This window comes from Thermus sp. NEB1569, from assembly GCF_022385295.1.
In the GTDB taxonomy this organism is placed as follows: Bacteria; Deinococcota; Deinococci; order Deinococcales; family Thermaceae; genus Thermus; species Thermus scotoductus.
This window is the reverse complement of record NZ_CP092445.1, coordinates 1,250,493-1,264,855: the sequence shown is the minus strand read 5'-3', so window position 1 is coordinate 1,264,855 and position 14,363 is coordinate 1,250,493. Positions and strand designations below refer to the sequence as shown.

The following is a 14,363-nucleotide window of genomic DNA, read 5'->3' as shown; positions in this document are numbered from 1 at the left end:
TGCCACCCCATGCAGGCTTGGGCCTGCATGGTTTGGGGAACCCGGAAGCGCAGGAACCAAAAGTAAAGGGTATCGCCACCCTACGCCGCCTCCACCCGCCCCCGGGCCTCCTTAGGCGTCCTTGCCCCGATGGCGAAGAGGGCCACCCGGAGCTCCTCCAGGTAGTCCCGGATCCAGGCCGCCACCCTCTCCGCCCCTTCCAAGGCAGGCCTCAGGAGGGGCCGCGCCACCGCCAAAAGGTCCGCCCCTAGGGCCAGGGCCTTGGCGGCTTCCGTCCCCGTGTACACCCCGCCCGAGGCCACGAGGGGGAGTTCGGGCAGGACCTCCCGGACCTCCAGGATGGCCCTCGCCGTGGGGATCCCGATCTCGCAAAGCTCCGGGTGGCGCACCTCGCCGAAGCGCACCCACTCCTCCACCCGGGCCCAGCTCGTTCCCCCGGCCCCGGCCACGTCCACCGCCGCAAGGGGGAGGCCCCGGAGGGCGAGGGCCGCCTCCCGGGAGAGGCCGTGCCCCACCTCCTTCACCAGGACGGGAAAGGGGAGGGGGAGGAGGGCCTCGAGCCTGGCAAGAAGGCCCCGGAAGTCCGTATCCCCCTTCTGCACGGCCTCCTGTAAGGGATTGATGTGCAAGGCGAGGGCGTCCGCTTCCAGAAGCTCCACCAGGCGGAGGAGGTCTTCCCGCCCGTAGCGCCTGAGCTGGGCCAGGCCCAGGTTGGCGATGAGGAGGACCTTAGGGGCCACCCGCCTCACCCGGAAGCTTCTTAAGGCCTCGGGGCGCTCCAGGACGATTCGGCCCGAGCCCAGCATCATCCCCACCCCTAGGGCCTCGGCGGCCTCGGCCAGGGCCAGGTTGATCCTTTCCCCCTTTTCCTCCCCCCCGGTCATGGCCCCGATGAGGAAGGGGGCCTTCAGGGTCTTCCCCAGGAAGGGGGTGGTGAGGTCAATCTCGGAAAGGGCCAGGCCCGCCAGGGCCTGGTAGCGGAGGCGGAAGCGCTCTAGCCCCGTGGTGGTCCTCTGGTAGGCCACCTCCCCCTGGAGGCAGGCCTCCAGGTGCTTCCGCTTCCGCTCCGTGGTGTTCACGCCAGGCCCTCCTGCAGGCTTTTCGGCATCCTTTCTAGCCCCAGGTCATGGGCAATGAGCCTCGCCGTCATCTTGGCGGACATCATGACGCTGGGGAGGCCCGCCCCAGGCTGGTAGCTCTGGCCCACCAGGTAGAGGCCCCGGACGTCCTCCGAGCGGTTCTTGGGGCGGAAGCTTGCTGTCTGCCAGAGCACGGGCTCGGGGCCGAAGGCGTTGCCCAGGTGGCTATTCAGGGTCCACTGGAAGTAGTCCGGGGTGATGTAGTGGGTGTAGACCAGGCGGTCCATGAGCCCAGGGAGAAGGCCCCTCTCGTCCAGGTAGCGGAGGGCCTTTTCCAGGTAGCCGGGGCCGATCTTGCCCCAGTCCAGGCCGCTCCCGTTGTGGGGAACAGGGACCAGGGTGTAGGCGGCGTGGTGGCCCGGGGGGGCCAGGGAAGGGTCGGTGAGGGTGGGGAGGTGGAGGTAGTGGGCGAAGTCCTCGGGGAGGATCTTTTTTTGGAAGATATCCTTAAGGAGCCCCTCGTAGCGGTGGGAGAGGAGGACGTTGTGGTGCCTAAGCCTTTCTCCCTCGTCCCCCCTGGCCCGGAAGCCGAAGTAGGCCACGAAGAGGCTCATGGAAAGCCGCGTGCGCCTAAGGCGCCAGTCGGCGTGCCAGAAACGGTCCTCGGGGTGGAGGAGCTCGCCGTAGGTGTGGACGTAGTCGGCGTTGGAGACCACAAGGTCGGCCTCGAGCCGCTCCCCATCTTCCAGGACCACGCCCACCGCGCGGCGGTTCTTGGTGAGGATGCGGCGCACGGGGGCGTGAAAGCGCACCTTCCCCCCAAGCTCCTCTAGCTTCCTCAAAAGCCCCCGCACCAAGGCCCCCGTTCCCCCCATGGCGAAGTGCACCCCCCAGCGGCGCTCCACGAAGTGGATCATGGCGTAAAGCGCGGGCACGGCGAGAGGGTTTCCCCCGATGAGGAGGGACTCAAAGGAGAAGATCTGCCGGGTCTTGGGGTTTTGGAAGTAGCGGGAGACCAGGCTAAAAAGGGGCCGCACCGCGTCTAGGCGCAGGAGGTCCGGGGCTACCCTGAGAAGGTCAAGAATGCTTCCGAAGTGAGTGAAGCCGAGCTCCAGGAAGCCCTTCTGGAAAAGGGCTCGGGCGTGGGCCTCAAAGCGGCGGTAGCCCTCGAGGTCCTCGGGGGCGAGGCGGGCCACTTCCCGTTGCAGGTGCTCGGGGTCATTCTTGTAGTCAAAGTGGGTGCCGTCTGGAAAGTGGAGGCGGTAGAAGGGATCCAAGGGGACGAGCTTTACGTAGCGCTCCGTGTGGGCCAGGCCCTCCTCCTCGGGGAAGTCGGGGTAAAGCCTGGGGTCGCCGGGCCTTGTGGCGAAGAGGTCCTCCAGAAAGAGGGGGACGGTGATCACCGTGGGGCCCATGTCAAAGGTGAACCCTTGGGCCTGGTGGACGGAGGCCCGCCCTCCCGGGCCCCCGAGCTTTTCCAGGACCAGGACCTCGAGGCCCATGGCGGCAAGCCGGATGGCCGCTGAGAGCCCCCCCACTCCGCTTCCGATGACAATGGCCCGCATGGGGAGGAGTCTACCAGGATGCCTCCCCTGCCAAGTTGGGCTTGGCCCACACACAGGCTGCCTACGGGCGGGACCCTACACCTCCCGCCCCTTCCAGCGCTTCCCCGGGAGGAGGGCCCGCAGGTACACGGGAAGGAGGAGGAGGGGGGCGAGGGGGGCGAGAAGGCCGGGCCAGAGGGGTCCCCCGAGGACCCATTGCAACGCCAGGCGCTCCAATAGCCCCATAAGCCCCAGATCCCAACGGCCGAAGAGCCAAGGCAGGGTGTAGAGGGCCAGGTGATAAAAGGCCGAGCCTAGGAGCAGGGCGGGGTTTTTGAGGTGGATGTCCAGGAAGTTTTTCCCAAAGCCCTCCACCGCCTCCTTATAGCCCCGGTACATGCGCACCCGGAAGAGTCCCCCGCCCAGGAAAAGCCCATAGGCCCTTGCCCACCTCGCCAGGGCCACATCCTCCAAGACCTCGCCCTTCACAGCCCCATGCCCCCCCAAGGCCCGGTAGGCCTCCTTGCGGAAGGCCAGGACCTGCCCGTTGGCTAACCGTAGGCATTCTAGGAAAGGGTGGGGCAGAAAGGAATAGAGCCCGTTCATCACGAAGGCCACCAGGACCCCTTCCCCCAGGCCTACCTCCTGCTTTGGCAAAGCCGAGATCATCCCCTTGCCCTCCAGGGCCTGCAATACCCCCCCCAACGCCCCCTCCTCCCAGAGGACATCGGCGTCGGTGAAGACCAGGACCTCCCCCCGGGCCTCCCTCGCCAGCTGGGCGCAGGCCCAGTTCTTCCCCTTCCACCCCGGGGGCGGGGGGGTGCCCCGGAGGAGCCGGAAGGCGGGGTGGTTCCCCGCTGCCTCCAGGGCCGCTTGGGCGGTGCCGTCCTCGGAAAGGTCGTCCAGCACCAAGACCTCGAGGGCCCCCTGCCGGAGGAGGCGGGGAAGAGTCTTGCGGAGGTTTTCCGCCTCGTTCCTTGCCGGCACCAGGAGGGAGGCCGTGGGCCTTTGGGGCGTGGGGCAGGCCTTAAGGCGGGGGAAGGCCAGGAGGTTAAAGAGGAGGGCAAGCCACCTCAGGAGGAGGAAGAGGAAGACGCCGAAGAAGAAGTCCCCTGTCATGGCCGAAAGAGCCTGACCAAGGGGAGGATCCTTTCCTCCAGGCTCCGCCTTCCCCGAAGCACCTGGCGGAAGCCCTCGGGTACCTCCCTGGGGTGGGTTTGGGCGAGGAGGGCGTCAAGTCCCTCTAAAAGCCCCCCCAAGGCTCCGGCGAGGTCCTCCTCTGGGGCCAGGGGGCTTCCCATCCAGAGGAAGGCCTCGGGCTGCTCAAAACCCCGGAGGACCACCCTTAAGGCCACGGGCAGGAGGGGAACCCCGGCCCGCTCCGCCAGCCACCCCGCTCCCCGCCGCAAGGGACGAAGGGGCCCGGGGTAGACCAGCGCCCCCTCGGGGAAGAGGGCCACCCACTCCCCCCGCCTAAGCCTTCGCAGGGCCTCCCGGATCCGGCCCGCCTCGAGGGCCCCGGCAAGCTTTAAGACAAGGAAGCCCTTTAGGTTTTCCTCCGCCACCAGGAGGCTTGTGGGCCTACGGTAGAGCTTCCCCAAAAGCCAAACCAGGTGCCCGTCAAAGAAGCTATGGTGATTCAGGGCCAGGACCAAGGGGCCCTGCGGTACCTCTCCCCGGAGGTAGACCCCCCTGAGGCTCCCCTTGAGGCTACGGAGGAGAAAGGCCTCCACCGCCAGGCGGAGGAGCCTGCCGGTGGGCCTCGTCTCCAGGTTCGGCCAAAGCTCGGCCACGGGCCTATCTTAGGCGCCTTAGGGCCTCGGGGTGCCAGGCGAGGAGGAGGCCTTGGACCACGGCCAGGTTGGTGAAGAGGAAAAAGACCATCTCCTCCAGGGGAAGCCCGAAGGCCCCTAGGCCCAGGGTGTACTGGGGAGCGATCCACCAGATGCCCTCCCGGAGGATGGCCCATCCGTCCGCCCCCCACAGGTACAGGGTAGGGAGGCCCACCCCGAGGAAGAGGGGCCTCCTCCAGGCCCAAAGCAGGTCTCCGCCGTAGGCCCACTGGAGGACGAAAACGGGGGCGAAATAGGCGAAGATGAGCCCCAGGTAGAGGAACCGCTCCCCGAGGGCCAGGAGGATCACCCCTAGGGCCGCCAGGAGAAGCCACGCCCCTCCCCCCACCACCCGGGCCAGGCCGGGCCCCCCCGGGGGAGGGGTAGGCGCCAGCCGGAAGAGGAGGGCCCCGGTGAGGAGGGGTTGCAGGAGGAAGAAGAGGTACTCCTCCAAGGGCACGTAGCCTAGGCGGAAGAGCACCCTTCCTTCCGGGTACCCCCAGACCCCCTTCCACACCAGGTAGTTGTCCCAGGGGGTGGTATAGAGGAGGGCGATGAGGGGCATGAGGAGGTAAGCCCAGATCCTGGGGGGCCTGGGCCTCGCCCAGAGGAGGAGAAGGAGGAGGGGAGGCAGGAGGAAGAAGAGGTGGAACTCTAGATAGGTCATATCTGCGCCTTTAGGTTACCAAAAAACTTCACGAGGGCTTGCTACCGGGGCCCCCCGGCGGGCCCTAAGCCCGCAGGGGGCGGTATCATGCCCTCACCCATAGCCTTGGCCTGGCGGGGACGCCCCCTTCTGGCCGCAGGGTGACCTGGGCCAGGGCCCGGGGAAGGGGGAGGGGGTCAAGCCGGAAGCGCCGGAAGAAGGCCTGGAGGACGAGGGGCCCCTCCAAGAGGGCCAGGTCCCGCCCCAGGCAGAGCCGCTGGCCCAGGCCAAAGGGGAAGTAGCGCCCCGAGGGGGTGCCCCTTTCTCCCAGGAAGCGCTCCGGCCGGAAGGCCTCCCCCTGGGGGAAGAAGAGCCTGTGGGTCACGTAGGGAGAGAGGAGCAGGGTGGTGCCCCGGGGGAGGACCTCCTCCCCGAGGGGGAAGGGTGCCTCCACCTTGCGGGTGAGGATCCAGGCCGGGGGGTAGAGCCTTAAGGCCTCCTGGAAGGCGGCGAGGGCCACCCTTTCCTCTTTGGCCACCCTTTTTTGAAAGTCCGGGCGGTGGGAAAGGAGGAGGAGGGCCCAAGCGAGGGCGCTCGCCAGGGTCTCATGCCCCGCCACGAGGAGGGTCACGGCTTCGGAGAGGGCCCGCTCCCGGGGCAGACGGCTTAGGGGGGGGTAAGGGAGGAGGGCCGCCGCTTCCCGGTAGAGGGCGGCCTTGTTCCTTTGGAAGCGGGCCTCCTCCAGGAGGTGCAAGGCGGCGAGGGGGTTTCGCGTCCGGGCCATGATCCGGTCCAGGGCCTCGAGGGACAGCTGGGCCAGGGTCGGGGAAAGGGGTTCGCCGAAGAGGGCGCGGCCCAAAAGCCTCAGGGAAAGGGCGAGCATCTCCCGGTCCAGGTCCCTTTCCTCCCCCTCCCACCCGGCAAAGAAGGCCTCGGCCTCCTCCGCTAAGGCCTCCCGGTAGGTCCCCACCGCCTTGGGCAGGAAGGGGTCCTTGAGGGCCCTCCGGGCCTGCTTCCAGCTGGGCCCCCAGTCGGTGAGGAGCCCCCTTCCCGTGAGCCGGGCCAGGGCCCGGTATTGGAAGGTGGCCTTGGTGGGTCCCTCGGCAAGGAGTACCCTCTCTACCCCCTCGGGGTCAAAGACGAGGGCCAAGGGGAGGCTGGGGAGGGGGAGGAAGAGCCTAGGATGGGCCCGGCCCCACTCCAAGAGGACGGTTAAGGGATCTTTCTGGAGTTGCTTCAGGTGGGGCAGGGCCTCTTTTAGGGAGAGGCGTTTCATGGGCCTATCCTAAGGGGAAGGTGGGGCCGCTGGGGGATCTTTCCCCAGGAGGTCCCCGGCCAGGGAGAGGTAGCGCCGTCTCGCCGCCTCCAGGTCCACCACCGGGTCCTGAGGGGCATAGGAGGGGTACTCCGGGGCCCAGCGCCTTAGCCAGCGCCTTCCGGGGTCGTGCCTTTCCCCTTGGAGCACGGGGTTGAAGAGGCGAAAGTAGGGGGCGGCGTCCACCCCCAGGCCCCCCGCCCACTGCCACCCCTGGAGGTTCACCGCCCGGTCCCCGTCCAGGAGGAGGTGGCGGAAGGCCCCCTCGGCCCTTCTCCAAGGGAGAAGGAGGTACTTCACCGCGAACTGCGCCGTCACCATCCGCGCCCGGTTGGAGAGGAAGCCCGTGGCGTGGAGCTCCCGCATGGCGGCGTCCACCAGGGGGACGCCCGTCTTCCCCCAGTACCAAGCCTGGAAGAGGTCCTCCTCCTGCCAGGGAAGGGCCTCCAGGCGCCCCTCCAGGGCCCTTTCCGCCATGTGGGGGAAGTGGTAGAGGAGGTGGTAGGAGAAGTCCCGCCAAAGGAGCTCCGAAACCCACTTCCTCGCCCCTTCCCCCCCCAGGGCCAAGGCCCGGAAGGCGGCCTCCCGCGGGGAAAGGACCCCTAGGGTGAAATAGGGGGAGAGCCTCGAGCCCCCCTCCCCGTCCAGCCGGTCCCTTTCCTCGGCGTAGCGGGCGAGCTTGGTCTCAAGAAACGCCCCAAGCTTTGCCCTGGCCGCCTCTTCCCCGGGTTCGGGAAGGGGAATGTCGCTTAGGACCCTGGGCACCTTCCCTTCCTCCTCCTCCCGGGGTAGGGCTTCGGGGGCAGGGAGAGGGGTTCCTACCCCTTGGAAACGCCGGGCGAAGGGGGTGTAGACCCGGTAGGCCCGGGGGAGGTCGGGAGGGACGAGGTGGGGGGCGGGAAGGAGGTAAAGGGGGACGGGAAGGGCCTCCCTCACCCGAAGGTCCCGGTAGCGGCCGTAAGGGGTGTAGCCCGCGAGGGCGTAGACGGCCCGGGCTTTGAGCCTCCGTGCCGCCTCGGGCACCTCCTCCCAGGGGAGGCCCTCCAGGACCCAAAGGGCCCCACCCCGTGCCCGGTAGGCCTCCCGGAGGGCCCGGACGTTTTCCAAAAACCAGGCTCGCCGCCTGGGGGAGGTCCTCAGGTTGTTGGGGTCCAGGACCACCAGGCCCACCGCCCGGCCCCCCTTGGCGGCCTCGAGGAGGGCCGGGTGGTCGGCAAGGCGGAGGTCGGCCCGGTGCCAGACCAGGTTCACCCACGCACCGCCCATAGGGCCTTGGGGAGGAGCCAAAGCCGCTCCCAGGGCTTGAGGTGGGCCCGTCTATGCAGGTTGTCGTAGCCCTGGAGTCGGAGCTTGTCCAGGATGCCCTGGTACTGCAAGGCGGCAAAGGCGATGGCCGCCCGGCCCACCCGGAGGTGCCGAAGGCCGGAGAACCCTTCCCGGTAGAGGCTACGGGCCCTCCCCTCGAGGTGGGCCATAAGGGCCCGGTATCCCGGGGTGACCCGCCCCTCCCTCAGGTCCTCCAGGCGCACCCCATGGGCCTGGAGGAGGGCCCGTGGGAGGTAGAGGCGGTTTCGTACCAGGTCCTCTCCCACGTCCCGGAGGATGTTGGTGAGCTGCATGGCCTGGCCCAAGCGGATGGCCTTTTCCTCGGCCTCCCCTTTCCCTCCGGCGATGGGGGCAATCATGCGGCCCACGGTGCCCCCCACCCGGTAGCAGTAGGTGAGGAGCTCTGCCTCGGAGTCCAGGCGCACGGGGCCCAGGTCGGTGTAGAACCCTTCCCTCATATGCAAAAAGGCTTCAAAGGGGATGGACCAGCGCTCTAGGGCCCAGGCCAAGCCCTGTTCCCAGGCTTCCCTTGGCCTTCCCCCATAGGCCCGCTCCACCCCTGCCCACCAGCGGGCGAGGGCCCCTTCCCCCCCTCCTTCCCCGTCCACGGCCTCGTCCCCTAGGCGGCAGGCGGCGTAGACGGCCCAGGCCCCCCGCCTTTCCTCCTTGGGGAAGAGGAGGCTTCCCCAGTAAAAGGTGGTGGAGTAGAGGCGGATTACCCGGGATAGGGCTTTCCAATCAGGCTCCATATGAAATCTATCTTCAGTATAGCCCCGGGATGGGATGTTTGCCCCGCCCACACTGGGCAAAACTCTACAAAGACTTGACAAATGATGAACAACCCACTAGGCTAAGGCTATGACCCGTGCCGGGGTGTACACCATCGCCGAGGTAGAGGCCATGACGGGTCTCTCCGCCGAGGTCCTTAGGCAGTGGGAGCGCCGTTACGGCTTCCCCCGGCCCGAGCGCACCCCTGGGGGCCACCGCCTCTACCGCCAGGAAGAGGTGGAGGCCTTAAGGACCATCCGCCGCTGGCTGGAGGAGGGCGCCACGCCCCAGGCCGCTATCCGGCGCTACCTTGCTCAGGAGGTGCACCCCGAGGCCCTCGAGGCGCCCCTTTACCAGGCCCTCCTTTCCGCGGACCTTTTGGAGGCGGAGACCCTTTTCCGCCGCGCCGTGAGGCTTTTGGGCCCGGAGGGGGCCCTAAACCGGCTCCTCGTGCCGGTTCTTAGGCGGGTGGGGGAGGCCTGGCACGAAGGGGAGGTAGGGGTGGCGGAGGAACACCTCACCACCACCTTCCTCCGTGCCCGGCTGCAGGAGCTTTTGGACCTGGTGGGCTTTCCCCCTGGTGCCCCCATCCTGGTGACCACCCCGCCCGGGGAGCGGCACGAGATCGGGGCCATGCTGGCGGCCTACAGCCTCAGGCGGCGGGGCCTGCCCGCCCTTTACCTGGGCCCCGACACCCCCCTGCCCGACCTTAAGCGCCTGGGGGAGCGCCTTCAGGCCAGGGCCGTGGTCCTTTCTGCCCTCCTCTCCGAGCCCTTAAAGGCCCTGCCCCAAGGGGCCCTTTCCCGCCTTGCCCCCAGGGTCTACCTGGGGGGGCAAGGGGCAAGCCCCGAGGAAGCCCAAAGGCTTGGCGCGCGGTTTGTGGAGGGTCTCGAGGCCCTCGCTGAGGAGCTCCAAAGCCCCGAAAGGGGGGAAGGGAAGGGAGTATGAAAAGGTTCGGCCGCAAGGAGACCATCTACCTTAAGGGAGAGAGCGCCAACACCCTCTACCGCCTGGAGGAAGGGCTGGTGCGCATCGTGGAGCTTCTCCCGGATGGACGCCTTCTCACCCTCCGCCACGTCCTTCCCGGCGACTACTTTGGAGAGGAGGCCCTGGAGGGCAAGGGGTACCGCTACACCGCCGAGGCCATGACCGAGGCCGTGGTCTGGGGCCTGGACCCCAGGGCCATGGACCACGAGGCCCTTCGCCAGGTGGCGAGAAACCTTGCCCGGCAGATGCGCCGCGTCCACGCTTACGAGGCCCACCTGCAGATGGGGGAGCTCAGGGCCAGGATCGCCCGCTACCTCCTTTTCCTGGCCGATACCCCGGCCTCCTTCCGGGACGAAAGGGGGCTTTACGTCACGGCCTCCCACGAGGAGATCGCCGACGCCACGGCTTCCACCCGGGAGTCCGTCTCTAAGATCCTCTCTGACCTCCGCCATGAGGGGCTCATCGCCACCGCCTACCGCCGGGTCTACCTTTTGGACCTGAGGGCCTTGGAGGAAGAGGCGGAAGGCGCCCTCGAGGCTGCTTAGGATGCGGGTCTTCCTGGTAGGGGGTACGGGCTTTGTGGGGCGGGCCCTGGTGGCCCTTCTCCTGGAGCAGGGCCACACCCCCGTGGTCCTGGCGCGAAGGCCGCGGGACCTCCCCCCGGGGGCGGTCTTCCTCCGCGGGGACATCACCCGGGAGGTGCCGGACCTGGAGGGGGTGGAGGCCGCCATCTACCTGGCGGGCATCATCCGGGAGAGGGAGGAGACCTTCCGGGCCGTGCACGTGGAGGGGGTGAGGAACCTCCTTGTGGCCCTAAAGAGGGCTGGGGTGGGGCGGCTTCTCCACATGTCCGCTCTGGGGGCGAGGCGGGGCACCCCAAGCCGCTACTACGAGACCAAAGCGGAAGGGGAGGCGCTCGTGCGGGAGAGTAGCCTTTCCTACGCCATCTTCCGACCTAGTCTCATCTTCGGGCCCGGGGACGAGTTCTTTGGGAAGGTCCTCAAGGGCCTTGTCTGTTCTCCCCTTCCCTTCATCCCCCTTCTTGGGGATGGGGGCTTTCCCTTCCGGCCCATCTACGTGGGGGATGTGGCCCAGGCCTTTGTGAAGGCGCTGGAGGGGGGCCTCGAGGGTACCTTTGACCTGGTGGGGCCAAGGGAGTACACCTTCCGGGAACTCCTCGCCCTGGTGATGCAGGTGGTGGGGAGAGAGAAGCCCTTCCTCCCCATCCCCCTTTCCCTCCTGGACCGGGTGGTCCCCTTCCTGAGCCGCCTCCCCTTTGCCCCCCTGACCCAGGACCAGTACGCCATGCTCAAAGAGGGAAACACTGCTCCCTTTCCCCCTCCCGCCCACCTCCTCCCCCGCCTCACCCCCTTGGAGGAGGTCCTGCCCGGTTACCTCCGCTGCTGAGCTCAAAGGGGCTTAGCCGCCCCCAGGCGGGCGTAGAAGGCGTGGGTGAGGGCGATGGCCAAGGCGTCCGCCAGGTGGCTGGGCTTGGGGGCCTCTTTTAGGCCCAGCATGCCCCGGACCATCAAGGCCACCTCTTCCTTACCGGCGTGCCCGTGCCCGGCCAGGGCCTGCTTCACCTGCATGGGGCCGTAGGCGTAAACGGGAACCCCGGCCTCAAAGGCCGCCACCAGCACCGCCCCCAGGGCCCAGCCCACCTTGTAGGCCAGTTCGTGTTGCCGGTAATAATACTGCTCCTCCACCGCCAGGGCCTCGGGGTGGAAGCGGGCAAGGGCCTCCTTTACCCGGGCGTGGATGCGCCCCACCCGTTCCTGGGCGGGTTCCTTGTGGGAGGTCCTCACCACCTCCCCGTGGAGGAGGCGGGCTTTTAGGGTGCCCTTGGGCTCCACCTCCACCACCCCCAGCCCCAGATGGGTGATGCCGGGGTCTATGCCCAAAACCACCATGCCTCGAGGTTCCTAGTTTCCCTTTCTAGGGGGGTAGTCCGCATCCCCGTAGCGGATAAAGGCGGGGATGTCGAAGTTATAGGGATCGGCGTGGGTCGGGAAGTCCACGGGCCTAAGCGGCTTGGGCACCACGGTGCTTTCCCCGAAGCCTGCGGCGATGAGGATCACCCTGAGCTCGTCCTGGGCCCGGTCGTCATAGGTGACCCCGTAGAGGATGTCCACATCCTCGTTGCCCGTGGCCTCCCGCACCCGCTCCACCACCTCCGCCGCCTCCATAAGGGAGAGGTCCTCGGAGCCCACCACGTTGAGGAGAATCCGCTTGGCTCCCTCAATGGAGCGTTCCAGGAGGGGGCTGTGGGTGGCGGTCTTGGCGGCTTCCTCCACCCGGTTTTCCCCCCGTCCCGCCCCGATGCCCATGAGCACCTGGCCTGCCCCCTCCAAAAGGGTTTTCACGTCGGCGAAGTCCACGTTGATGAGGCCCGGGAGATTGATGACGTCGGTGATGCCCTTGACCCCGTGGTAGAGGACCCGGTCGGCGATGAGGAAGGCATCCTTGAGGCTTACCTTCTTGTCCACGGCAGAGAGGAGGCGGTCGTTTTGCACCACCACCATGGCGTCCACCCGCTCCTTAAGGCGCTTGATACCCTCTTCCGCCGCCTTGAGGCGTTTCGGGCCTTCGAAGCTGAAGGGGCGGGTCACCACGGCCACGGTGAGGGCTCCAAGCCGCTTGGCGATATCCGCCACCACCGGGGCGCTTCCCGTTCCGGTACCTCCCCCCATGCCGGCGGTGATAAAGACCAGGTCGGCCCCGTCCAAGGCTTCGGCGATGAGGTCCTCGGCCTCGAGGGCCGCCTTCTCCCCGATCTCGGGGTTGGCCCCGGCCCCAAGGCCCCGGGTGAGCTTCTCCCCAAGCTGAATCCGCTGGTCGGCCAGGCTCTTGGCCAGCACCTGGGCGTCGGTGTTGGCGGCGATGAACTCCACCCCCAAAAGCCCCGCCTCAATCATGCGGTTCACCGCGTTGTTCCCCGCTCCCCCGAGACCGATGACCTTGATAACCGCTCCCTCCATCTCTGCCTCCTCTCCCCAAATAGATCCAGAACTAGAACAGGTTATTCAGAATCTCCTTGATCCTCGCCCAAAGACCCTCACCCTTAGCCTTTTCCTCACGCCGTTCCCTCCTTTCCCGGGCCCTCCGGGGCTCGGGTGCGGTGAGGGGCAAGGTGGTGGCGTACCGGACCAAGCCCACGGCGGTGGCGTGGGCGGGGGTGGCCACCACGTCGGTGAGCCCGGAAACCCCATGGGGCTTACCCACCCGCACGGGAAGGCCGTACTGCTGCCTTGCCAGGAGGTCAAAGCCCTTAAGAAGGGCGCTTCCCCCGGTGAGGATGACCCGATTGACCTTGATCTCCAAGGGTCCTAGGGCCTCGTCCACCGACTGGCGGGCCAGGTGCAGGATCTCCCGCAGGCGGGGGCGGATGATGCGGGCGAGCTCGGGGGCGGGCACCTCGCCCAAGGACCCTCCTTCCTGGTTGATCTCCAGAACCAGCTCGGGATCCGCCAGCTCCGGCAAGGCTGCCCCGTACTTGCGCTTCACTCTTTCTGCCTCCTCGAAGGGGATCTTGAGGAGCTGGGCGATGTCCTGGGTCACGTGATCCCCACCCAAGGGCAGAACGGAGGAGTGGGCCAGACGGCCTTCCCGGAAGACCGCCACCTCGGTGGTGCCCCCACCCACGTCCAGGAGGAGTACGGTCATGTGTTCCTCCTCGGGGGACAGCACGCCGAGACCGCTGGCCAGGGGTTGGGCCACCAGGGCCTCGATCTCCAGACCCGCTTCCCCCACCGCCCGGCGCAGGTTGGCCAAAGGCCCACGGCCTGCGGCCACCAGGTGCACGTCCACCTCGAGGCGCACTCCCGCCATGCCCACGGGATCGCGGATGCCCTCCTGGCCGTCCACCTTGAACTCCAGAGGCAGGGCGTGCAGGAGCTCCAGGTCGGTGTCAAAGGGGTAGGCCTTGGCCTGCTCGATGGCCCGCTCCGCGTCGGCGGCGCTGATGCTCTGACCCCGGCGGATGGCGGCCAGGCCGTGGCTGGTCACGCTTTTGAGATGGGGTCCTCCCACCCCCAGGATGACCCGCTCCACCTTCACCCCGGCCACCCTCTCCGCCTGGTGGACGCTTTGGCGGATGGCCTCCGTGGTGCGCTCCAGGTTGACCACCACGCCCCGCTTCAAGCCCTGGGAGGGCACGTTGCCCTCGCCGATGATATCCAGCACGCCATCGGGGGCCAGTTCCCCGATCACGGTGGTGACCTTGCTGGTGCCGACGTCCAATCCAGCGATAATCATGGGCTTACACTCACCCCCCAAGAATACAGGTAAACCCTGCCCTTTGGTACGCCCGCCTGGGCATACTTTATTAGAAGCTGGGCTTCCGGGGCAAAGGCCACGCCCTGGGGTGTTTCCACCCAGAACCCGGCGGGCGTGTAGCGAAGCCGGGTGGCCTCGGGGTAGGCGCGGGCTAAGGCCAGGAGGTCTTGGACCGGTAGGGGACCTTCGCCCTCCACCCGGGGGCCCTTGGCCATGGGGGCCCCTCCTGGAAGCACGGTCCCGTCGGTGGCCAAGGCGTTGCCGTCCGCCAGGGGAAGGAAGGGCTCCCGTTCCCTCAGGATCAGGCGAACCTCTCCTACTCGGGGCTTCTCCAGCCGGGCTTCCGCCACCCAGGGATCCCGCCGAAGGCCTTGGAGGCGGTCGGAGCGAATCCAAAGCCAGGGCTCGCCCGCATAGAGCTGGGTGCGGGCGAGGATCTCCTCGGTTTTCAGATGCTGGTTGCCCATCACCACGATGTGTTCCACGGGGAAGAGCACCAGGCTGGCCACATATATGGTGGCGGCGAGGAGCAAGGCCAGCAGAAGCCTCATCCCCCACATCTTAATCCCCACCTGTGAAAAAGCCACTAAA

15 protein-coding genes are annotated in these 14,363 nt (G+C 67.6%); 3 read left to right on the top strand and 12 right to left on the bottom strand.

Translation table 11 applies throughout. The annotated features are described in order from the left end of the window. Window positions 1-80: 80 nt before the first annotated feature. The 8 genes from fni to MI302_RS07235 all read right to left on the bottom strand — a co-directional run bounded on the left by fni (window position 81) and on the right by MI302_RS07235 (window position 8,491). A complete protein-coding gene (gene fni / locus MI302_RS07270; RefSeq protein ID WP_239725330.1) occupies window positions 81-1,079 on the bottom strand; it encodes a type 2 isopentenyl-diphosphate Delta-isomerase in 999 nt (332 codons plus the stop codon). Next, the gene (crtI, locus tag MI302_RS07265; protein ID WP_239725329.1) at window positions 1,076-2,644 is read right to left on the bottom strand and encodes a phytoene desaturase family protein; all 1,569 of its coding nucleotides are present in this window, start codon (window positions 2,642-2,644) and stop codon (window positions 1,076-1,078) included. Before crtI ends, fni begins: the two co-directional genes overlap by 4 nt. Window positions 2,645-2,719: 75 nt before the next feature. Continuing rightward, window positions 2,720-3,742 (bottom strand): glycosyltransferase family 2 protein, encoded by a 1,023-nt coding sequence (locus tag MI302_RS07260; protein WP_239725328.1) that lies wholly within the window; start codon window positions 3,740-3,742, stop codon window positions 2,720-2,722. Further along, window positions 3,739-4,416 carry a lysophospholipid acyltransferase family protein gene (locus MI302_RS07255; protein WP_239725327.1) on the bottom strand — a complete coding sequence of 226 codons (678 nt, stop codon included), beginning with the start codon at window positions 4,414-4,416 and terminating at the stop codon, window positions 3,739-3,741. Before MI302_RS07255 ends, MI302_RS07260 begins: the two co-directional genes overlap by 4 nt. A 4-nt stretch (window positions 4,417-4,420) precedes the next feature. Continuing rightward, window positions 4,421-5,122 carry a lycopene cyclase domain-containing protein gene (locus MI302_RS07250; protein ID WP_239725326.1) on the bottom strand — a complete coding sequence of 234 codons (702 nt, stop codon included), beginning with the start codon at window positions 5,120-5,122 and terminating at the stop codon, window positions 4,421-4,423. An 85-nt stretch (window positions 5,123-5,207) separates the two neighbouring features. After that, window positions 5,208-6,377 carry a cytochrome P450 gene (locus MI302_RS07245; protein WP_239725325.1) on the bottom strand — a complete coding sequence of 390 codons (1,170 nt, stop codon included), beginning with the start codon at window positions 6,375-6,377 and terminating at the stop codon, window positions 5,208-5,210. A 9-nt stretch (window positions 6,378-6,386) separates the two neighbouring features. Then, complete coding sequence (gene phr, locus MI302_RS07240; protein ID WP_239725324.1) at window positions 6,387-7,682, bottom strand: deoxyribodipyrimidine photo-lyase; 1,296 nt, start codon at window positions 7,680-7,682, stop codon at window positions 6,387-6,389. Then, window positions 7,664-8,491 (bottom strand): phytoene/squalene synthase family protein, encoded by an 828-nt coding sequence (locus MI302_RS07235; RefSeq protein ID WP_239725323.1) that lies wholly within the window; start codon window positions 8,489-8,491, stop codon window positions 7,664-7,666. The genes phr and MI302_RS07235 overlap by 19 nt, the downstream gene beginning before the upstream one ends. A 109-nt stretch (window positions 8,492-8,600) precedes the next feature. Between MI302_RS07235 and MI302_RS07230 the strand changes: the two genes are divergently transcribed. Genes MI302_RS07230 through MI302_RS07220 form a run of 3 tightly spaced genes read left to right on the top strand, consistent with a single transcriptional unit; the run spans window position 8,601 to window position 10,904 of the window. Further along, window positions 8,601-9,458 (top strand): MerR family transcriptional regulator, encoded by an 858-nt coding sequence (locus tag MI302_RS07230; protein ID WP_239725322.1) that lies wholly within the window; start codon window positions 8,601-8,603, stop codon window positions 9,456-9,458. Then, the gene (locus tag MI302_RS07225) at window positions 9,455-10,042 is read left to right on the top strand and encodes a Crp/Fnr family transcriptional regulator (protein ID WP_239725321.1); all 588 of its coding nucleotides are present in this window, start codon (window positions 9,455-9,457) and stop codon (window positions 10,040-10,042) included. Before MI302_RS07230 ends, MI302_RS07225 begins: the two co-directional genes overlap by 4 nt. Window position 10,043: 1 nt before the next feature. Beyond that, window positions 10,044-10,904, top strand: coding sequence for a complex I NDUFA9 subunit family protein (locus MI302_RS07220; protein WP_239725320.1), 861 nt, complete (start codon window positions 10,044-10,046; stop codon window positions 10,902-10,904). 2 nt (window positions 10,905-10,906) lie between these two features. On the opposite strand, the gene MI302_RS07215 is transcribed toward MI302_RS07220, so the two are convergent. The 4 genes from MI302_RS07215 to MI302_RS07200 are packed head-to-tail and all read right to left on the bottom strand — an operon-like array spanning window position 10,907 to window position 14,332. Beyond that, complete coding sequence (locus tag MI302_RS07215; RefSeq protein ID WP_239725319.1) at window positions 10,907-11,407, bottom strand: crossover junction endodeoxyribonuclease RuvC; 501 nt, start codon at window positions 11,405-11,407, stop codon at window positions 10,907-10,909. Window positions 11,408-11,419: 12 nt separating this feature from the next. Beyond that, complete coding sequence (gene ftsZ, locus MI302_RS07210; protein WP_239725318.1) at window positions 11,420-12,475, bottom strand: cell division protein FtsZ; 1,056 nt, start codon at window positions 12,473-12,475, stop codon at window positions 11,420-11,422. A 31-nt stretch (window positions 12,476-12,506) separates the two neighbouring features. Next, window positions 12,507-13,751: a cell division protein FtsA gene (ftsA, locus tag MI302_RS07205; protein WP_019551131.1), complete on the bottom strand. Its 1,245-nt coding sequence runs from the start codon at window positions 13,749-13,751 to the stop codon at window positions 12,507-12,509. Continuing rightward, on the bottom strand, window positions 13,748-14,332 hold the full coding sequence (locus tag MI302_RS07200; RefSeq protein WP_239725317.1) for an FtsQ-type POTRA domain-containing protein: 585 nt from the start codon (window positions 14,330-14,332) through the stop codon (window positions 13,748-13,750). The genes ftsA and MI302_RS07200 overlap by 4 nt, the downstream gene beginning before the upstream one ends. Window positions 14,333-14,363: the final 31 nt, after the last annotated feature.